The sequence below is a fragment of the Mycobacterium sp. ITM-2016-00317 genome (assembly GCF_002968295.1).
Taxonomy (GTDB): Bacteria; Actinomycetota; Actinomycetes; order Mycobacteriales; family Mycobacteriaceae; genus Mycobacterium.
This window is the reverse complement of sequence record NZ_CP134399.1, coordinates 3,147,239-3,166,916: the sequence shown is the minus strand read 5'-3', so window position 1 is coordinate 3,166,916 and position 19,678 is coordinate 3,147,239. Positions and strand designations below refer to the sequence as shown.

Genomic DNA, 19,678 nt, shown 5'->3' with positions numbered 1-19,678 from the left:
GTGGACATCCGTATCGACCTCGCGCCGGCCACAAACTCATCGCTGAAAGGAACGCCGAATTGAGCGTCGCCCCACGCATCGGTCCCCACAATCCTGACTCCTGGACCACCGCACTGTGGTCCGAAATCGCCCCGATCTTCGACGCGATCGTGGCCCACCCGTTCGTCACCGGCCTCACCGACGGCAGCCTGGACCCCGACGGGTTCGCCGGGTACGTCGCGCAGGACGTGCATTACCTGCGCACCTACTCTCGGGCGCTGGCGCTGGTGGCGGGCAAGGCGCCGTCGTTGGCCGAGACCGCGATGTTCGCCCGGCACTCCGCCGAGGTGCTCGACGTCGAACTCGCGCTGCACGTCGAACTGCTGCCCGCTCTCGGCCTGCCCCCCGGCAGCGTCGACGGCGTGCCGGTCTCCCCGACCACCCAGGCCTACACGAGTTACCTACTCGCGACCGTGTACGACGGCGGCTTCGCCGACGGGCTGGCCGCGGTGCTGCCGTGCTACTGGATCTACGCCGAGGTCGGCGCCGAACTGCTGGACCGCGGGTCCACCGATGCCCGGTACCAGCAGTGGATCGACAGCTACGGCGGTGACGATTTCGTCGCCACCGTCACGGAGGTGCTCGCGCTCGCCGACCGGGTGGGGCCACAGCTCAACGCAGCCCAGGAGGCATGCGCGCGAGCCCATTTCGTGACGACCTCGCGGTACGAGTGGATGTTCTTCGACGCCGCGTACCGGCGGGAGCAGTGGCCGGTGTGAACGGGACGGGCGGCGCGGACCGCGGTCAGTGGCTAAGCTGGCGGCTTCCTGTTTGAGCGCGCACTTCGCCGAGGAGGCCGATGTCCGCCGATGCCGCTCCGCCACCCGCCAGGTCCCCCGGTGGCCACATCCGGCTGACCTCGCACAGCGCGGGCGCTGAGGCGCCGCAACTGCACTGGGGCGCCGCCACCGCGGCCGCCCGCGGCCCGGTCGTCGGCACCACCACCACGCGCGCGCACCGCAACGTCATCGGCACCCACAGCGGCGCCTACGGCGTTTACCGGGCGCTGGCTGTCGCCGCCGGAAAGCTCTCCCGCGAACACCGCGCCGACCTGACCGACACCGCGCCCACCGACGTGGTCGGGCCGCACCCGCAGTGGACCGATCCCGCCACGATCGTCAGCCTCGACCCGTGGGGTGCGGCCGTCGCCGACGTGTTCGCCGATCAGATCGCCGCCGGGTTCGACATCCGGCCCACCATCGCGGTGACCAAGGCGCAGGTGATTCTGCCCGAAGTGCACGACGCGATCCTCAAAGGACGGCTGACCCCCGACGGCCGGGTGCTGCTTGCCACCGGCGCGGCACTGGTCACCAAGGCCGCACTCGAGCCGGTCTGGCACCTGCCCGGGGTCGCGCAGCGGTTCGGCTGCAGTGAAACCGACCTGCGCCGAGTGCTTTTCGAGGAAACCGGCGGCATGTACCCCGAGCTGGTGACCCGCTCGGACCTCGAGGTGTTCCTGCCGCCGATCGGCGGACAGACGATCTACATCTTCGGCGACCCGCGCGCTCTGGCCGACCCCGGCGTCGAGCTGACCGCGCGCGTGCACGACGAGTGCAACGGGTCCGACGTGTTCGGCTCGGACATTTGCACCTGCCGGCCCTACCTGACGCACGCGATCGAGGAATGCATCCTGGGAGCGCAGCGCGGCGGCGTCGGGCTGGTCGCCTACTCCCGCAAGGAGGGCCGGGCGCTGGGCGAGGTGACCAAGTTCCTGGTCTACAACGCCCGCAAACGGCAGGTCGGCGGCGACACCGCCGATCGGTACTTCGCCCGTACCGAGTGCGTGGCCGGGGTACAGGACATGCGGTTCCAGGAGTTGATGCCCGACGTCCTGCACTGGCTGGGGATCCGCAAGATCCACCGGCTGGTCTCGATGAGCAACATGAAGTACGACGCGATCACCGGCTCCGGCATCGAGGTCGGGGAACGCGTGTCGATCCCCGACGAGCTCGTCCCCGCCGACGCGCGCGTCGAGATCGACGCGAAGATGGCCGCCGGCTACTTCACCCCCGGGCAGGTGCCCGACGCGGACGAACTGAAGAAGGCCAAAGGCAGGGCGCTCGGCGGATGACCGCGCAGACCCATGCCCCGCCCGACGCCACCGATCCCGCGGGTGCCGCCGCGCTGCTGCGTACCACCGCTGCGGTACGGACCCGGGCGGCGCAACTGCTCGAGCGCGCCCGTGCCGGGGACTCGCGCTGGTTCACCGTCGACGACGCCGCGCTGCAGCGCACCGCCGGCGAGGTCACGGCCCTCACCCGATCCAGGTTCCCGGACTTGCGGATCCCGGTGCACAGCCGGTGGCGTCACTTCGAGGCCGGCGGGGTGGACCGCCGCGGCGACCTGGCCGCGCTGCTCGGCGCAGCCGGTGCGGACGAGCGGGCCCGGGCGATGATCGATCTGGCCGTGGTGAGCGTGCTGCTCGACGCAGGCGCCGGCGCGCAGTGGGGCTACACCGAGACGCGCGGAACGTCGGTGGTGCGGTTCACCCGCTCGGAAGGCCTGGCGGTGGCCAGCTGGCACACCTTCGTCTCCGGGGCGTTCTCCGGTGACCCGGACCGGCCGTTGCAGGTCGACGCCGCCGGACTGTGCGCGCTGACCGAGGAGCGGCTGGCCGCGGCGTTCCAGGTCGGCCCGGACAACCCGCTGGTCGGGCTCGCCGGGCGCGTCGCGCTGATGCACCGGCTCGGTGACGCGCTGGCCGCCCAGCCCGAGGTGTTCGGCGCGCAGGGCCTGCCCGGCGGCCTCTACGACGATCTCTACCGCGGCCCGGCCGTCACCGGGGAGGTCCGCGCCACCGGCATCCTGGCCCGGCTGCTGGCGTCGCTGTCGCGGATCTGGCCGTCCGACAACAAGATCGGCGACGAACCGGTCGGCGACTGCTGGCGCCACGACGCGGTGGCCGGGCCCGGGCTGACGGCCGGCTGGCTGCCCCTGCACAAACTGTCGCAGTGGCTGACGTACTCGTTGCTGGAGCCGTTCGAATGGGCCGGTGTCACGGTGACCGGCGTCGACGCGCTGACCGGATTGGCCGAGTACCGCAACGGCGGCCTGCTGCTCGACCACGGTGCGCTGACGCTGCGCGACCAGGAGGTCGCGGCCCGGAGCTGGGCCCCCGCCGACGAATTGGTGGTCGAGTGGCGGGCGCTGACGGTGGCACTGCTCGACGAACTCGCACCGCTGGTGCGGGATCGACTCGGCGCCGGCGCCTCCGACATGCCGCTGGCGTGTGTGCTGGAGGGCGGGACGTGGGCGGCCGGGCGGGCGGCGGCCCAGCGATTACGCGGTGGGCTCCCGCCGCTGACGGTGACCAGTGACGGGACGGTGTTCTGATGGCTGACGGTCCGGGCGGCGTGCACGTCGTCGACCACCCACTGGTCCAGCACAAGATCACCCTGATGCGGCAGAAAGATCTGTCCACCAACAGTTTCCGACGTCTGGCACACGAGGTGTCGGCGCTGATGGCCTACGAGGTGCTGCGCGACCTCGCGCTGCACGAGATCGAGGTGCACACGCCGATGGAGACCACCACCGGCAACGTGGTGGACGGCAAGAAGCTGGTGTTCGTGTCGGTGCTGCGCGCGGGCACCGGCCTGCTCGAAGGCCTGCTGGAGGTGGCGCCGTCGGCGCGGGTGGGGCACATCGGCCTCTATCGCGACCCGAAAACCCTTGTCGCCGTGGAGTACTACTTCAAGATGCCCGGCGATCTGCAGGAGCGGGACGTGATCGTGCTCGATCCGCTGCTGGCCACCGGCAACTCCGCGATCGCGGCGGTGGACCGGCTGCGCGAGTACCGGCCGAAGTCGATCAAGTTCGTCTGCCTACTCACCTGTCCCGAGGGCATCGCGGCGATGAACCAAGCCCACCCGGAGGTGCCGATCTACACCGCGGCCGTCGACCGAGAGCTCGACGCGAACGGCTACATCCTGCCGGGTCTGGGCGACGTGGCCGACCGGATCTTCGGCACCAAATAGCCCACAGGCGCCCATCTGCGCGGCCCTGCGCCGTAGGGTGAAGCATGGCCATCATCGAAGCTGACGCCTTCCAGACCGACGCACCCGGCGAGCCGTTCGAGCGCGATGTCGCCGACACGCAGCGGTACTTCGACAGCCCCCGGTTCGAGGGCATCATCCGCCTGTACACCGCCCGCCAGGTCGCCGAACAGCGCGGCACCATCCCGGCCGACTACCCGGTCGCCCGCGAGGCCGCCACCGCGTTCTACCCGCACCTTCGGGAACTGTTCGCCAAGGGCAAGAGCATCACCACGTTCGGTCCCTACTCCCCCGGCCAGGCCGTGGTGATGAAACGGATGGGCATCGAGGGCATCTACCTCGGCGGCTGGGCGACCTCCGCCAAAGGCTCCATCTCCGAGGACCCCGGGCCCGACCTGGCCAGCTATCCGCTCAGCCAGGTACCCGAGGAGGCCGCCGGCATCGTTCGCGCGCTGCTGACCGCCGACCGCAACCAGCAGTACCAGCGTCTGCAGATGACCAGTGACCAGCGGGCGGCGACGCCGGCGGTGGACTACCGCCCGTTCATCATCGCCGACGCCGACACCGGGCACGGCGGAGACCCGCATGTGCGCAACCTGATCAGACGGTTCGTCGAGGCCGGCGTCCCCGGCTACCACATCGAGGACCAGCGGCCCGGCACCAAGAAGTGCGGTCACCAGGGCGGCAAGGTGCTGGTGCCGTCGGACGAGCAGATCAAGCGCCTGAACGCGGCGAGGTTCCAGCTCGACATCATGCGGGTGCCCGGCATCATCGTCGCCCGCACCGACGCCGAGGCCGCCAACCTGATCGACAGCCGCGCCGACGAACGCGACCAGCCGTTCCTGCTCGGCGCGACCAACCTGAAGATCCCGCCGTACAAGGCGTGCTACCTGGCGATGATGCGGCGCTTCTACAACAAGGGCGTCGCCGAGATCAACGGCCATCTGCTCTACGCGCTGCCCGACGGCGAGTACGCCACCGCCGACGCCTGGCTGGAACGTCAGGGGTTGACGACGGTGATCGACGAGGCGGCCGCGGCATGGCAGGACGGCACGGCGGCCTCGCTCGACGCGGCCTTCGACAAGGTGGAGTCGCGGTTCGTCGACGCCTGGCAGGACGACGCCGGGCTGAACACCTACGGCGAGGCGGTCGCCGAACTGCTGGAGTTCCGCGAGCGTGAAGGCGAGCCGCCGGCGATGAGCGTGGCCGAATGGCGGGTGTTCGCCGAGCGTGCGCCGCTGTACACGGCACGCGAGAAGGCCAAGGAACTCGGCGCGGACGTGGCCTGGGACTGCGAGCGGGTCAAGACCCCCGAAGGCTACTACCAGGTGCGCGGCGGAATCCCCTACGCGATCGCCAAGTCGCTGGCGGCCGCGCCGTTCGCCGACATCCTGTGGATGGAGACCAAGACCGCCGATCTGGCCGACGCCAAGCAGTTCGCCGACGCCATCCACGCGGTCTACCCCGACAAGATGCTGGCCTACAACCTGTCGCCGTCGTTCAACTGGGACACCACCGGTATGACCGACGAGGAGATGCGGGCGTTCCCGGAGGAGATCGGCAAGTTGGGGTTCGTCTTCAACTTCATCACCTACGGCGGCCATCAGGTCGACGGTGTGGCGTCCGAGGAGTTCGCCACGTCGCTGCGCCAGGAGGGCATGCTCGCGCTGGCCCGGCTGCAGCGCAAGATGCGGCTCGTCGAATCTCCTTACCGCACACCGCAAACGCTGGTCGGTGGGCCGCGCAGCGACGCCGCGCTGGCGGCGTCGTCGGGCCGTACCGCGACCACGAAGTCGATGGGCAAGGGATCCACCCAGCACCAGCACCTGGTTCAGACCGAGGTGCCCAAGAAGCTGCTGGAGGAATGGCTGGCGCTGTGGGGCGAGCACTACCAGCTGCCGGAGAAGCTGCACGTGCAGCTGCGTCCGCGGCGTGCCGGTTCCGATGTGCTGGATCTGCAGATATTCAGCGACGGCTCCGAAGACGGCACAGAGCCGCTGGCCAACGTGGTGGTCGACCCGATCAAGGACCGGCACGGCCGCAGCATCCTGACGGTGCGCGACCAGAACACCTTCGCCGAGCAGCTGCGGCAGAAGCGGCTGATGGACCTCATCCACCTGTGGTTGATCCACCGGTTCAAGGCCGAGATCGTCTACTACGTGACGCCGACCGAGGACAACATCTATCAGACCGAGAAGATGAAGTCGCACGGCATCTTCAGCGACGTCTACCAGGAGGTCGGCGAGATCATCGTCGCCGACGTGAACCAGCCGCGGATCGACGAGCTGCTGGCTCCCGACCGGAAGGCGCTGCTCCGGCTGATCAGCAAGCAGGACTGAGCCGGCGCCAGTCACAGGTATCCACGTTTTGCGGCGAAAGTGCGAGTGCACCACCGCGAAACGTGGATTCCTGTGGTGGATGTGACTGTCGAACTGCCTAGGTGTCGGGCTGCAGTTGCCGCATCAGCGTGGCGAAGTCGGCGACTTCCCAGTGCTCAGCCAGTTGGCCTCCCTCGATCCGGTACAACTGGAACGCAGGTGCGTCGACTCGCCGTCCGGTGGCCGCGATACCGAGAAACTCGCCGCGATGCGTGCCCTGCACCGAGTTGAGCACCGCGACGCGATCGCCCTCGGCGACCATCTGGGAAATCGGAAGCTTGATATCCGGGAAGGCGACCCGCAACTGCTGAAAGTAGGTCTTGAGCGTTTCGCGCCCTGGTGACTGCCCCGCGAGGTGGTCGTCGTAGTCCTCGGCCACCAGTGCGTCGAAGGCGTCGAAGTCACCGCTCTCCACCGCGGCGAAAAACTTCTTCACCAGTGCTCTGTTCGCCTCCACGATGCCTCCAAGCCGGTCGGTGTCATGGTTACCGTAGCCGGTGACGTCGCCGCCGTCAGCAAACTCCGGAGCGGGCTTGCGGATGAGGCAGGGGGTGGACTGTCCCAATCGGGTTGACCCACAACAGCTTTGCGGACATCGACCGACGGATGGACCCACTGGTGGGCACCGACAGGTTCGACGTGATCGCCGAGTATCTCGACGGGCGGGTGGACAATCCGTCGGACGACATCATGAGCGAGCTGTTGCACCTGGAGTTCGTCGACGAGACGGGCACCCAGCGGCGCCTGACCCGTGAAGACGTGAGGTCAGGAATCGCTCGGCGGGTAGAAGTACTCCCGCCAGGCCACGATTTTGCCCTCGCGCACCTGATAAGCACCCATCACCGGCCAGCTCTTCTGCTTGCCGTCGACGATCCAGTGATCGAAGCGCTCCATCATCACCACGTCGCTGTCCACGGCGAGATGGCGGATTTCGAGATCGACGCACGTGCCACCGGCGAAGAACGCCTTCATCATCTTGTGGATCGCGTCGCGACCCTGCAGGCGTGGATAGGACGGGCCGATGTCGAATGCGGCGTCTTCGCCGAAGTGACTCATGACTTCGTCGACGTCATTTCGACCCCATGCGGCGATCTCGGCGCGCACGATCTCTTCAGCAGTCATCGCATTCCCGTCGGTCGTTCGGTGATCAGCCCTCACCGTAGCAGAGGAGGGATATCAACGAATCACATTCGCGCAGAATGCTACTGACGTATCCGCGGTCGGTGCATCCCGAGCCGCGGCGGTCGGATTGGGCGGTGCGGTTGTGCAGATGCGCAAGCGGAGAACGTGTTTGGAAAAATCGAACGCGGTTGATCCTGGTGTCCGTCTGGATCGCCGAGGGATTCTTGAGCGCTGTTTGTCCTCGATTCCCCTGTTGCCCAACCATGTTGGGGATCGGCTCGGAGATTCCCCGGTAGGTCGCGGTCGGTGACGCTAAAGCAGTGCCGCGGCCCGGCGCAGAAGGTCGCGCCACCGCGTGACGGTGTCGGGGTCGGTGACGGTGACCCGCGCCAGGCGTGCCGGATCCGGCCCGGCGGGCATGGGCGCGGCGGGCAGGTGACCGTCTGCCGGGACGAGAGACCTTGAGCCCGAGACGACGTCGTGGTCGGCCAGCCACTCCGGGACCGGCCCGAAGACCGTCGGCAGCGTAGGCAGGGCCGCGGCCAGCGCGACGTCGGCGGCCAGGCCGATGCTGGTCGCGCCGGTGAACGCCACCGCGCACGGCATGTTCAGCTTCTCGGCCCGGCGCATCGCGCGCCGCACTCCACCGAGTGCGCCGCAGCGCAGGACGGCGACGTCGGCGCACCCCGGGTCGGTGGCCAGCAGGTCCGCGTCGACCGCGAGGCGCACATCCACTCGGCGCCGCACCGCTGCGGCGTCGTCGGCGCTGCGGCAGGCCAGTTCCACCAGGTCGACGGCCGGACCCAGCGCCGCGATGCGGGATACCGCTTCGTCGACGCCACCGGGGCCCACGACGACACGGGCCGGCCGGTCGGCGACCCGCACCCGGCCGCGCACCGCGTCGGGCCAGCCGACGGTGCTCGGCTCCATCGCGGCTGTCAGCCAGCGCGCGGCGAGCGCGTCGTCGGCGTCGGTGGGCGGGCTGAACTCGCCCCAACCCTGGGGTCCGTCGAGAAGCGCGCCTTCGCGCACGCCGGAGGCGGTCGGGACGGCGAACACCGCCGGATCGTCGATATCGATGAGTGTTCTCACTGACCGACAAGCTATCCGGTCGTTACTCTGGCGCTGTGGCCGACGCCGCGTTTCTGCTGTTGTCCATCCGCGCCGAGGATGAGGCCGCGGATGACGAGTACGCGGCGGTGATGCGCTTATCGCACCTGGACGAGACCGGGCTGCGCCGGGTCCGGTTGACAACGCAGGAACTCGGCGATGTCGACCCCGCGCACTGGTCGGGCATCATCCTCGGCGGCGGGCCCTACAACGTCAGCGACGACCCGGCGGCCAAGACACCGACCCAGCGCCGGGTCGAGGACGAACTGGGCCGGCTGCTCGCCCGCGTCGTGGCCGACGACCACCCGTTCCTCGGGTGCTGTTACGGGGTCGGCACGGTGGGCGCGGCCATCGGTGCGGTGATCGACCGGTCCCACAGCGAGCCGGTCGGCGGGGTCACCGTGGAGCTGACCGACGACGGGAGACGCGACCCGCTGTTCGCCGGGCTGCCGGACAGCTTCGACGCGTTCGGCGGGCACAAGGAGGCGGTGGCGATGCTGCCCGACCGTGCGGTCGTGCTCGCCCGGTCCGCGGCGTGCCCGATCCAGGCTTTCCGGGTGGGCGAGAACGTCTACGCCACACAGTTCCACCCCGAGCTCGACGTCGACGGGATCTGCACCCGCATCGACGTCTACAAGGACTACGGATACTTCGCACCGGAGTCCGCCCAGGCGCTCAAGGACGACGCCCGGCGCAGGCAGGTGACACACGCGACGGAGATCCTGCGCCGTTTCGTGCAGCGCTACCGCAGGCCGCTGACGCTCAGCCCGCGCGTGCGGGCGCTTCCGGGGCGACGATCTCGGCCTTCAGCGGTGCCAGCCGGTCGCCGATCTGACCGATGATGGAGCCCTCGACCCCCAGGTCGGTCAACGTCTCCACCAGATGACCGACGACACGGTCGAAGTGGGCCGGCTGGATGGCGAGGCCTCCGTGGACCTCCTGCATGGAGCGTCCGAGATAGGGCTCCGGCCCGCCGATCGCCGCGGCGATGAACGAGCGTTGATGGCCCTTGAGCCGACGCATGTCGACGCCGTCGAAGTACGGCGTCAACTCGGGGTCGGCGATGACCCGGCGGTAGAAGTCGTCGACAGCCGCCGTGACAGCAGCGCGGCCGCCGATCTGGTCGAAGATGCTCATCCCGACAGGGTGGTCGCCGCGGGTTAACACGCGGCACTGCGCGACTTTGAGACCGCGTTAACTTGTCCTCACCGTCGCACCGGGGCCGCGGTGAGGCCCGGTCAGCTCGCCGGGATCTCGAACTGGGCGCGGGCGATCTGTTCGACGAACGGCGCCAGCCGGGCCCGCAACTCGTTGTGGGTCGCGTCCTCGTCGTAGCCGCGGTAGGCGGCGACATCGTCGAAGTCGGCGACGATTACGAAGTCCCAGTTCCCGTCGCGCAATCCGGCGTCGGTGCCGGCCGTGTAGCGCACGGTGCCGGGGCAGTTCAGTGCGCGCAGGCCGGTCTGGATGCGCTCCACCTCGGCAGTGTCGTAGCCGTCCTTCAACTTCGCCAGCACCACGTTTCGGATCACCGCCGAACCCTAACAGTGCGGGCGATCCCGTGGACCTTTTCTTGACTCAGTCCAGAAAACCGCGTAGAACATGGGGGTGACTTCGGACTACGCGCAACTGCTCCGCGAGGCGGACCTGCGCGTGACGCGTCCGAGACTAGCTGCCCTGCAGGCGGTTGCGGCGCATCCACACGCCGACACCGACACAATCTTCGGAGCGGTGCGCGCGACGCTGCCCGAGGTGTCCCGCCAGGCGGTCTACGACGTGCTCGCGGCGCTGACCGCAGCCGGCCTGGTGCGTAAGATCCAGCCGCTGGGGTCGGTGGCCCGCTACGAGACGCGGGTCGGCGACAATCACCACCACATCGTGTGCCGTTCCTGCGGCGCGATCGCCGACGTCGACTGCGCGGTCGGCGCGGCGCCGTGCCTGATCCCGTCCGACCCGCTCGGCGAACTCGACGGCTTCGTGGTCGACGAGGCCGAGGTCGTCTACTGGGGCCTCTGCCCGCAGTGCGTCACCCAGCAAGTCCCCCGATCACATCCGTGATCACTGTTCGACACCACCACCACCAATACGGAAGGAAGGCCCTGTGCCCGACGATCGCCCCTTGGAAGACAGCCCGCCCATCGGAGAAGCGCAGTCAGAAGCGCCCGAAGGCGGCTGCCCCGCAGGCTTCGGACGGCTCAAGCCGCCGGTGGCCGGTGGTGGCAACCACGACTGGTGGCCCAACCAGCTGAACCTGAAGATCCTGCAGAAGAACCCCGACGTCATCAACCCGCTCGACGACGACTTCGACTACACCTCGAAGGTGCAGTCCCTCGACGTCGACGCGCTGCGCGCCGACATCGTCGAGGTCATGCGCACCTCGCAGGACTGGTGGCCGGCCGACTTCGGCCACTACGGCCCGCTGTTCATCCGGATGGCCTGGCACTCCGCGGGCACCTACCGGGTCAGTGACGGCCGCGGCGGCGCCGGCGCAGGCATGCAGCGTTTCGCGCCGCTCAACAGCTGGCCCGACAACGTCAACCTGGACAAGGCGCGCCGCCTGCTCTGGCCGGTCAAGCAGAAGTACGGCAAGGCCATCTCGTGGGCCGACCTGATCGTCTACGCGGGCAACGTCGCACTGGAGGACATGGGCTTCCGCACCGCCGGTTTCGCGTTCGGTCGCGAGGACCGCTGGGAGCCCGAGGAGGACGTGTACTGGGGTCCCGAGCAGGAATGGCTCGACGACAAGCGCTACACCGGTGAGCGTGACCTGGAGAACCCGCTGGCCGCAGTCCAGATGGGCCTGATCTACGTCAATCCCGAAGGCCCCAACGGCAATCCGGACCCGCTCGCCAGCGCGATCGACATCCGCGAGACGTTCGGCCGGATGGCGATGAACGACATCGAGACCGCCGCGCTCATCGTCGGCGGCCACACGTTCGGCAAGACGCACGGCAACGGTGACGCCGAACTCGTCGGCCCCGAGCCCGAAGCCGCCGATCTGGAGCTTCAGGGTCTGGGCTGGGCCAACCCGCAGGGCGCCGGCCACGGTAAGGACACCGTCTCCAGCGGCCTGGAGGTGACCTGGACGCACACGCCCACCAAGTGGGACAACAGCTTCCTGGAGATCCTGTACGGCAATGAGTGGGAACTGTTCAAGAGCCCCGCGGGCGCCAACCAGTGGCGGCCCAAGGACAACGGCTGGGCCAACTCGGTTCCCGAGGCCCACGGGGCCGGCAAGACCCACCCGTCGATGCTGACCTCCGACCTGGCGCTGCGGTTCGACCCGATCTACGAGCAGATCACCCGCCGGTGGCTGGATCATCCCGAGGAGCTGGCCGAGGAGTTCGCCAAGGCCTGGTTCAAGCTGCTGCACCGTGACATGGGCCCGGTGGTGCGCTACCTCGGACCCGAGGTGCCCAAGGACACCTGGCTCTGGCAGGACCTCACCCCGGCCGGCACCGAGCTGTCCGCCGACGAGGTCGCGAAACTGAAGAGCGCGATCGCCGACTCGGGTCTGACTGTGTCGCAATTGGTGTCGACGGCGTGGAAGGCGGCTTCGTCGTTCCGCCTGAGCGACAAGCGCGGCGGCGCCAACGGTGGCCGGATCCGGCTGCAGCCGCAGCTCGGCTGGGAGGTCAACGAGCCCGACGAGCTGGCCCAGGTGATCCGCAAGCTCGAGGAGATCCAGGCCGCATCGGGGACGCGGGTGTCGTTCGCCGACCTGGTGGTCCTCGGCGGTGCCGTCGGTGTCGAAAAGGCGGCCAAGTCCGCAGGGTTCGACGTCGAGGTGCCGTTCACCTCGGGCCGGGGCGATGCGACCGCCGAGCAGACCGACGTCGAGTCGTTCTCCTATCTGGAGCCCAAGGCCGACGGGTTCCGCAACTACCTGGGCAAGGGCGGCGACCTGCCGGCCGAGTTCCGGCTGGTGAACCGGGCCAACCTGCTCGGGTTGTCGGCTCCGGAGATGACGGTCCTCGTCGGCGGCCTGCGTGTGCTGGACACCAACTTCGGTGGCACCAGGCACGGCGTGTTCACCGACAAGCCGGGCGCGTTGACCAACGACTTCTTCGTCAACCTGCTCGACATGGGCACCGACTGGAAGCCCTCGCCCGCCGATGACGGCACCTACGTCGGCAACGACCGGGCGACCGGCTCGCAGAAGTGGACCGGCACCCGCGTCGATCTGCTGTTCGGATCGAACTCGCAGCTGCGCGCCGTCGCCGAGGTGTACGCCGAAAGCGACGCCAAGGAGAAGTTCGTCAAGGACTTCGTCGCGGCGTGGTCCAAGGTGATGGACGCCGATCGCTACGACATCGGCAAGGGTCTCGAGTAACAGCCCGCAAGGAAGGGGCGCTCGGCCGGCGAAATCGCCGACCGGGCGCCCCTTTTCTCGTGCCTGCTAGAACGGATGGAGCCGGGAGCTGATCAGCGGTGCGATCTTCTCGGCCATGTAGGCGTGACCGGCGTCGGTCGGATGCACGCCGTCCCTGCCGATGAGCTCGGGGCGCCCGACGAACCAGCGCGCGGCGATCGGATCGAAGAACGTGCCGCCGGCCAGCTCGGCCTGGTACTTCAGCACATCGCGCACGCGCACGATCTCCGGCGGCGGATCGGCGGTCGGCCAAGGCGGCCCGATCACCAGCAGGTCGGCGGTGCGGGCGATCTGACGGGCCATCTTGAAGGTGCCGTACATCGCGATCGACAGACGCGTCGGCTCGACGTTCATGTCGTTGCGGGACCCGAAGAACACCACCAGCACGTCGCTGGGTTTGACCGCGCGCACGGTCAGGTCCTCGTACACCCCGCCGCGGTTGCCGCGGGTGCAGTACCCGGCGCCGCCTTCGGCGGCCACCGTCGGCAGCACGCCGATGCCGTGCTCGGTCAACGCCTTCCACACCTGCGGAGCCCAACCCTGCGGACCGTTGCCGCCCTGATCGCTGCCGGTGGTGTAGGAGTCGCCGATCACCGAGACACGGTTCTGGACAAACTGCGTCAGGCGCACCTCGCGGTGCTGCGGAGCGTGGGCGAATCCGGCGCTGAACAACACCGTGACGGAAAACACCACTGTAAGAAGGCGACTCACTGCACCAGCCTAGGGTCGCGGCGGCCCGGCCGCGCCCCGACTCGCCGTCCGCCGAACTCGCTATCCGGCACGCGCCGCGACCGGGTGCAAGCGTCCCGCCGACTGCGTCGAAGGGGCCTCCCTCGGCTCCACCATCCGCCGCATCCACCGCCGGGCGGGCTCCTCGACAAGGTGGTAGAGCAGCGCTGCCGCGACACCGGCGCCCAGGATCAGCCCGAGGACGACGAGCTTGGCCCACCAGCTCGGCGTGAGGTGGATGTCGAACTGCAGCACCGCCCAGTTCCACATGGTGTGCACGATCTCGTGCACCATGTACAGGCCGAACGAGATGTGCCCGAGGTAGACCATCACCCTGGTCGACAGCAGCGCCGGCAGCGTGCCCGCGCCGATCGACAGTGTGATCACCAGCGGGACGAACAGCACGTCGATCAGCCCGCCGGCATCGAGCATCTCCCCAGGGGGATTCGCGTCGAGCGCGTACAGCCCGCCGACGATCGCGACGCCCAGCAGCAGCGAGGCCAGACCGGCTGCCTTGCGGGTGCGGTCGGTGAGCACCAGCTTGCGGACCGCCGCGCACGCCAGCGCTCCGGCGGTGAACTGCATGACGATGCGCGGCAGCCAGCTCCACGGCGTGTAGAACACCCCGTGGGCCAGGAGCAGCAGAGTCGGCGCCAACGCGGCGGCGAGCGCCAGCCAGATCAGTCCGCGGGCGCGGGTCGCGGCCGCGACCCGGAAGATGACCAAGACCAGCCCGCCGAACATCAGATAGGCCAGCCATTCCGCGCTGATCGACCAGGCCGGCCCGTTCCAGCTGGAGCCGTCGAAGTACGGCTGGAACCACAACTGGGTCAGCAGCACCTGTTTGAGCCAGCTCAGCGCGTTCAGCGATTCGATCACCGGCGGGGGCAACGGGAAGCCACCGACATAGAGGGTGAAGATCGCGAACGCCGCGGCCAGGTGCATGGTCACCAGGTACACCGGCCATACCCGGGCCAGGCGCAGCCACAGGAATCGCAGGGTCGACCGTGTCGACCAGCTCTCCCCCATCCGCTCCAGGTAATTCCACGTCAGCACGAAACCGCTGAGGATGAAGAAGAGGTCGACGCCCTGGGCGCCGGCGTTGAGGATCGGCGCCAGCGCGCTGCTGGCGCCGGGCGCGGCCTCGGCGAACATCGGCCGGAAGTGGAACAGCACAACCCACAGAGCGGCCACGATGCGCAAGCCGGACAAGGCTCTGATCTCTCCGGTGCGCACACGACTCATTTCGTAAATTTCCAGGCAGTTTGCTGTCGGCGTCGTCAGTGACGGTCCCGGCTGAGGTCGCGGGACGGCGAATACGGCACGGCCGCCCACCCGTGATGTCCAACCGGCGACCGGGTCGGAGATTACCAGCGCGCGACCTGCCGGCGTGGCACGCAACGCCGCGGCGCGGGGCGTCCGCCTCCCGTGCCGGGCCAGGTATCCTCGGGACGTTGTCAATCGAACGTATCGGCGGAGGAGTTCGCCGCCGGCCAACGGGGGTGTCGGGTCACATGATCGCCCCGAGTGACGGTCGGGCCCTGTCGCTGCTCCTCGTGGAGGACGATCGCGCGGACGCGATCCTGGTCGAAGAGCTGATAGCCGACGCAGGCACGGAGATGCAGGTGGTCTGGGCCGAGTCGATGGCCCGGGCCGAGCAGGAGATCGCGATCGCCCGGCCCGACTGCATCCTGTTGGACCTGCACCTGCACGACACCGACGGGATCGAGGGTGTCAGCCGGATCGCCAGGCACGCGCCGACCCTCCCGATCGTCGTGCTGACCGGGCTCAACGACGAGCACGTCGGGGTGTCTGCGCTGTCGGCCGGAGCGCAGGACTATCTGGTCAAGGACCGGGTCGATCCCGAGGTACTGCGGCGCGCGGTGCTCTACGCCATCGAGCGCAAGCGGGCCGAGCTCACCACGGTCGACCTGCACGCCAGCCAGTTGCGCGCCCGCGAGAATGCTCGCCTGGAGCGCGGCCTGCTCCCGTCGCCGCTGCTGCTCGACGATCCGGGTGTCGAGATCGTCACCCAGTACCGCCCCAGCCGGGAAAACGCACTGCTCGGCGGCGACTTCTACGACTTCGTGCAGACCCCGGATCGCACCGTGCACGTGATGATCGGCGACGTGTCCGGGCACGGCGCCGACGAGGCGGCACTGGGGGTGGCGCTGCGTATCGCGTGGCGGGCACTGACCTTCGCGGGTCTGCGCGGCTCGGACCGGATGAAACAACTGGAACGGATCCTGCGCGCCGAGCGGGCGGGCCGCGGCATCTTCGCGACCGTGCTCAGTCTCGCGATCCCCCCGGAGGGACCGCTGGTCACCGCGGTGCGGGCCGGGCATCCCGGCATGCTGCTGCATGGCGGGGGCACTGTGGAATGGGTCGAACCGCCCGGCGGTCCGGCACTCGGTCTGCACGGCAGTGACTGGAAAGCGCAGCAGGTCGAGCTGCCCGAGGGAAAGGGACTGGTGTTGCTCACCGACGGCCTCTTCGAGGGCCACATCGGCCGCGGCAACGAGCGCCTCGGCGAGCACGGCCTGCTCGAGCTCGCGCGCTCGCTGGCCGCCCTGCCCGGGCGTGAGTTCGTCGACGCCCTCATCGACGCGGTCGAGGAGCGCGCGGCCTCGCACGGCGGCATCAGCGACGACATCGCGGTGGTGCGGGTGGAACGGACCAGGACCTCGTGAGCGGCGGACAGCGCCGCCGCAACATCGCGGCAGGCCTGACGGTGCAGGGCTGGCAGTACGTCGTGCTGTCGGTGATGGGGCTGGTGGTGCTCATCGGCGGGATCACGGTGGCGGTGCTGCTCAACCGCACCGACCAGGTGTCCAGCCAGCTCATCAACCACATCCAACCCGCCCGCGTCGCGGCCTATCAGCTACAGGCGGCCCTCCGGGACCAGGAGACCGCGGTGCGCGGCTACCTGATCGCCGCGGACCGGCAGTTCCTGCTGCCCTACGACGAGGGCCGGGTGACCGAACAGCAGGCCGCCGCCGAGATCCGCCAGCTGGAGCAGGATCGTCCCGATCTGCTCGCCGACCTCGACGCGATCGAACAGGCCTCCGGCGCCTGGCGGACGGGGTACGCGGAGCCGGTGATCGCGAACGTCCGCAACGGCTTCCCCGGCGCGGTCGATCCCGCGCTGACCGAGATCGGCAAGACCGACTTCGACGCGCTGCGCGGGCTTTTCGACGCCCAGAACAAGCGACTGAGCCAGGCCCGCGACAGTGATGTCGCCGAACTGGAGCGGGTGCGGACCCTGCGCAACGCCGTCCTGCTGGCGATCGCGGCCACCTTCGCGGCGACGATCGTGGCCCTGGCGGTGGTGCTGCGCCGGTCACTGGTGCGGCCGCTGGGCGTGCTGGCCGCCGCGTGCCGTCGCGTCGCGCAGGGCAACTTCGGTGAGCGCATCCTCGCGCAGGGGCCCAGGGACATCCGCGCCATCGCCGGCGACGTGGAGAACATGCGGCAACGGATCGTGGACGAACTCGAGGCGTCGCGGGAGGCCACCGAGGCGCTCGACGTGCACGCCGAGGAACTGCGCCGCTCCAACGCCGAACTCGAACAGTTCGCCTACGTGGCGTCCCACGACCTGCAGGAACCGCTGCGCAAGGTCGCCTCGTTCTGCCAGCTCCTGGAGAAGCGCTACGGCGACAAGCTCGACGAACGCGGCACCGAGTACATCGGTTTCGCGGTCGACGGGGCCAAACGCATGCAGGTGCTGATCAACGACCTGCTCACGTTCTCGCGGGTCGGGCGGCTCAACTCCACCGAGACCGAGGTCGACCTGGACAAGACGCTCGACACCGCGATGAACAATCTGTCCGCGGCGGTGGAGGAATCCGGGGCCGTGATCGAGCGCCCCGCCGACGGGCTGCCGACCCTCACGGGCGACCCCACGCTGTTCACGATGCTGTGGCAGAACCTGATCGGCAACGCGGTGAAGTTCCATCGCGACGGCGTGGCCCCGCATATCGTCATCGACGTCGCCCGCGACACCGACGAGGACACCGACAACTGGTCGTTCACGGTGACCGACAACGGGATCGGCATCGCTCCCGAGTTCGCCGACAAGGTGTTCGTGATCTTCCAGCGCCTGCACGGCCGCGACGCCTACAGCGGCACGGGCATCGGGCTGGCGCTGTGCAAGAAGATCGTCGAACACCACGGCGGCGCGATCTGGATCGACACCTCCTACACCGACGGCACCAGGTTCCGGTTCACGCTGCCGATCACCGCGGATGACACGACGCCTGTCGCCCTGCAAGGATCGACCCCATGACACAGGCTGAACGCGCCATCGACGTCCTGCTCATCGAGGATGACCCCGGAGACGAGCTGATCACGCGGGAAGCATTCGAGCACAACAAAATCAAGAACACGCTGCACGTCGCCCACGACGGCGAGGAGGGCCTGGACTTCCTGTACCGGCGGGGTGCGTACGCCGATGCGCCGCGGCCGGACCTGGTGCTGCTCGACCTGAACCTGCCGAAGTACGACGGTCGCCAGCTGCTCGAGCAGATCAAGTCGGACCCCGATCTGAGCCACATTCCTGTGGTGGTGCTGACCACGTCGTCGGCCGAAGAGGACATCCTGCGTAGCTACAAGCTGCACGCCAACGCCTACGTCACCAAGCCGGTCGACCTGGACCAGTTCATGAACGCCGTCCGCCAGATCGACGAGTTCTTCGTCCAGGTGGTTCGGCTCCCGCAGTTCTGACATGGCGCCGCCGCGTCCGGATCCGTCGCTGCCGCACCTGGCCGACGTGGTGCCCTCCGTGCTCGCAGCGATGGGCCTGACCGGCTTCGAATCGCCGATCCGGCTGCCCTACGACGTGGCAGGCGCTTGCGTCCTGCTGATCGACGGTCTGGGCGCCGAACTGCTGGACGCCCACGCCCGCGATGCGCCGGTGCTGGCCGGCCTGCGCGGGCCCACTCTGCAGGCCGGCTTCCCCTCGACCACCGCGGCCGGATTGGCGGCGGTGGGTACCGGCTGCCGCTCCGGCGAGCACGGCATGGTCGGGATGTCCTTCCGGCTGCCCGGCACCGGAGTCGTCAACGCATTGCGCTGGACACCGCACCCCTGGGGCGAGGATCTGCGAGACACAGCGGTCCCCGAGGTGGTGCAGCCGCGACCGACACTGTTCGAGCGCGCCGCCTCGGCGGGCGCCGCGGTCACCGTGATCTCGGAGGCCAAGTTCGCCGGATCGGGTCTGACGCGCGCGGTGCTGCGCGGCGGCACCTACGCGGGCGTGCACACCATGGGTGACCTGGCGGCCACCATCGGCTCGGTCATCGCCGATCGCGGGTTCTGTTACGGCTACCACGCCGATCTGGACCTGGTGGGCCACCTGCACGGGCCCGGGTCGCGGGCCTGGCGGCTGCAACTGCGGCAGGTCGACAGGATGGTCGAGTCGATCGTCGAGGGCCTGCCCACCGGCGGCCTGCTGGCCGTGGTCGCCGACCACGGCATGGTCTCGCTGGACACCAGCGTCATCGACCTCGACGCCGAGGCAGCGCTCGCCGACGGCACCACGGCGGTCGGCGGCGAGGTGCGGGCGCGGCACGTCTACACCCGGGCCGGCGCCACCCCGGACGTGCTGGACAGCTGGCGCTCGACCCTCGGCGACCGCGCGTGGGTGGTCACCGGGGACGAGGCGATCGAGCTCGGCTGGTTCGGCGAACACGTCGCCGAAGCCATCCGCGGGCGGATCGGCGACGTCGTGGCCGCCGCGCGGGGCAATTCCGGCATGCTGCGCCGGACGACCGAACCGATCGAATCTTCGCTGGTGGGGCAGCATGGCTCGCTGACCGACGCCGAGCAGCGGATCCCGTTGCTGGTGGCCCATCGCTGAGCAGCCGCCCAGCGCTGCGTCCGGACACCGTCCAGCAAACAAACTAACGCCACGGACGCAAGGTCGACACCCACCGTTT

Annotated in this window: 19 protein-coding genes; 12 read left to right on the top strand and 7 right to left on the bottom strand. The window is 69.0% G+C overall.

The genetic code is table 11. The annotated features are described in order from the left end of the window. The first annotated feature begins 59 nt into the window (after positions 1-59). The 5 genes from tenA to aceA all read left to right on the top strand — a co-directional run bounded on the left by tenA (position 60) and on the right by aceA (position 6,370). Positions 60-758 (top strand): thiaminase II, encoded by a 699-nt coding sequence (tenA, locus tag C6A87_RS15015; protein WP_311113011.1) that lies wholly within the window; start codon positions 60-62, stop codon positions 756-758. Positions 759-838: 80 nt separating this feature from the next. Further along, complete coding sequence (locus tag C6A87_RS15010; protein ID WP_311113010.1) at positions 839-2,110, top strand: GTP cyclohydrolase II; 1,272 nt, start codon at positions 839-841, stop codon at positions 2,108-2,110. Continuing rightward, a complete protein-coding gene (locus C6A87_RS15005; protein ID WP_311113009.1) occupies positions 2,107-3,372 on the top strand; it encodes a URC4/urg3 family protein in 1,266 nt (421 codons plus the stop codon). Before C6A87_RS15010 ends, C6A87_RS15005 begins: the two co-directional genes overlap by 4 nt. Continuing rightward, complete coding sequence (upp, locus tag C6A87_RS15000) at positions 3,372-4,013, top strand: uracil phosphoribosyltransferase (protein WP_311113008.1); 642 nt, start codon at positions 3,372-3,374, stop codon at positions 4,011-4,013. The genes C6A87_RS15005 and upp overlap by 1 nt, the downstream gene beginning before the upstream one ends. Before the next feature lie 44 nt (positions 4,014-4,057). Further along, positions 4,058-6,370, top strand: a complete 2,313-nt coding sequence (gene aceA, locus C6A87_RS14995) for an isocitrate lyase ICL2 (RefSeq protein ID WP_311113007.1) — start codon at positions 4,058-4,060, stop codon at positions 6,368-6,370. A 97-nt stretch (positions 6,371-6,467) separates the two neighbouring features. Here the strand turns inward: aceA and C6A87_RS14990 are convergent, their stop codons facing one another. The 3 genes from C6A87_RS14990 to C6A87_RS14980 form a co-directional block, all read right to left on the bottom strand. Further along, positions 6,468-6,974 carry an ester cyclase gene (locus tag C6A87_RS14990; protein WP_311113006.1) on the bottom strand — a complete coding sequence of 169 codons (507 nt, stop codon included), beginning with the start codon at positions 6,972-6,974 and terminating at the stop codon, positions 6,468-6,470. A gap of 200 nt (positions 6,975-7,174) precedes the next feature. Further along, positions 7,175-7,567 carry a limonene-1,2-epoxide hydrolase family protein gene (locus tag C6A87_RS14985; RefSeq protein ID WP_311113005.1) on the bottom strand — a complete coding sequence of 131 codons (393 nt, stop codon included), beginning with the start codon at positions 7,565-7,567 and terminating at the stop codon, positions 7,175-7,177. Positions 7,568-7,843: 276 nt separating this feature from the next. Further along, positions 7,844-8,623, bottom strand: coding sequence for an O-succinylbenzoate-CoA synthase (locus C6A87_RS14980; RefSeq protein ID WP_311113004.1), 780 nt, complete (start codon positions 8,621-8,623; stop codon positions 7,844-7,846). Between the two features lie 35 nt (positions 8,624-8,658). Here C6A87_RS14980 and C6A87_RS14975 point away from each other — a divergent pair, with 35 nt between their 5' ends. Next, a complete protein-coding gene (locus C6A87_RS14975; RefSeq protein WP_311113003.1) occupies positions 8,659-9,483 on the top strand; it encodes a glutamine amidotransferase in 825 nt (274 codons plus the stop codon). On the opposite strand, the gene C6A87_RS14970 is transcribed toward C6A87_RS14975, so the two are convergent. Next, positions 9,404-9,778 (bottom strand): group 1 truncated hemoglobin, encoded by a 375-nt coding sequence (locus C6A87_RS14970; protein WP_311113002.1) that lies wholly within the window; start codon positions 9,776-9,778, stop codon positions 9,404-9,406. The two genes, C6A87_RS14975 and C6A87_RS14970, sit on opposite strands and share 80 nt — an antisense overlap. Positions 9,779-9,879: 101 nt before the next feature. Further along, positions 9,880-10,173 (bottom strand): Dabb family protein, encoded by a 294-nt coding sequence (locus C6A87_RS14965; RefSeq protein ID WP_311113001.1) that lies wholly within the window; start codon positions 10,171-10,173, stop codon positions 9,880-9,882. 70 nt (positions 10,174-10,243) lie between these two features. On the opposite strand from C6A87_RS14965, the gene C6A87_RS14960 reads away from it, so the two are divergent. Both C6A87_RS14960 and katG read left to right on the top strand, forming a co-directional pair. Further along, positions 10,244-10,699 (top strand): Fur family transcriptional regulator, encoded by a 456-nt coding sequence (locus tag C6A87_RS14960; RefSeq protein ID WP_311113000.1) that lies wholly within the window; start codon positions 10,244-10,246, stop codon positions 10,697-10,699. A gap of 43 nt (positions 10,700-10,742) precedes the next feature. Continuing rightward, entirely contained in the window at positions 10,743-12,974 is a 2,232-nt protein-coding gene (katG, locus tag C6A87_RS14955) for a catalase/peroxidase HPI (RefSeq protein ID WP_311112999.1), read from the top strand. A 66-nt stretch (positions 12,975-13,040) separates the two neighbouring features. Here katG and C6A87_RS14950 read toward each other — a convergent pair whose 3' ends face one another. Both C6A87_RS14950 and C6A87_RS14945 read right to left on the bottom strand, forming a co-directional pair. Beyond that, positions 13,041-13,724 (bottom strand): Rv0518 family GDSL lipase, encoded by a 684-nt coding sequence (locus tag C6A87_RS14950; RefSeq protein ID WP_311112998.1) that lies wholly within the window; start codon positions 13,722-13,724, stop codon positions 13,041-13,043. Positions 13,725-13,784: 60 nt separating this feature from the next. After that, positions 13,785-14,987 (bottom strand): acyltransferase, encoded by a 1,203-nt coding sequence (locus tag C6A87_RS14945; protein WP_311112997.1) that lies wholly within the window; start codon positions 14,985-14,987, stop codon positions 13,785-13,787. Positions 14,988-15,256: 269 nt separating this feature from the next. Here C6A87_RS14945 and C6A87_RS14940 point away from each other — a divergent pair, with 269 nt between their 5' ends. The 4 genes from C6A87_RS14940 to C6A87_RS14925 all read left to right on the top strand — a co-directional run bounded on the left by C6A87_RS14940 (position 15,257) and on the right by C6A87_RS14925 (position 19,599). Continuing rightward, the gene (locus C6A87_RS14940) at positions 15,257-16,432 is read left to right on the top strand and encodes a fused response regulator/phosphatase (RefSeq protein ID WP_311112996.1); all 1,176 of its coding nucleotides are present in this window, start codon (positions 15,257-15,259) and stop codon (positions 16,430-16,432) included. A gap of 74 nt (positions 16,433-16,506) precedes the next feature. Next, a complete protein-coding gene (locus C6A87_RS14935; protein WP_311117945.1) occupies positions 16,507-18,027 on the top strand; it encodes a CHASE3 domain-containing protein in 1,521 nt (506 codons plus the stop codon). Next, complete coding sequence (locus C6A87_RS14930) at positions 18,024-18,464, top strand: response regulator (protein ID WP_311112995.1); 441 nt, start codon at positions 18,024-18,026, stop codon at positions 18,462-18,464. Before C6A87_RS14935 ends, C6A87_RS14930 begins: the two co-directional genes overlap by 4 nt. Position 18,465: 1 nt before the next feature. Continuing rightward, positions 18,466-19,599: an alkaline phosphatase family protein gene (locus C6A87_RS14925; protein WP_311112994.1), complete on the top strand. Its 1,134-nt coding sequence runs from the start codon at positions 18,466-18,468 to the stop codon at positions 19,597-19,599. Positions 19,600-19,678 lie beyond the last annotated feature (79 nt).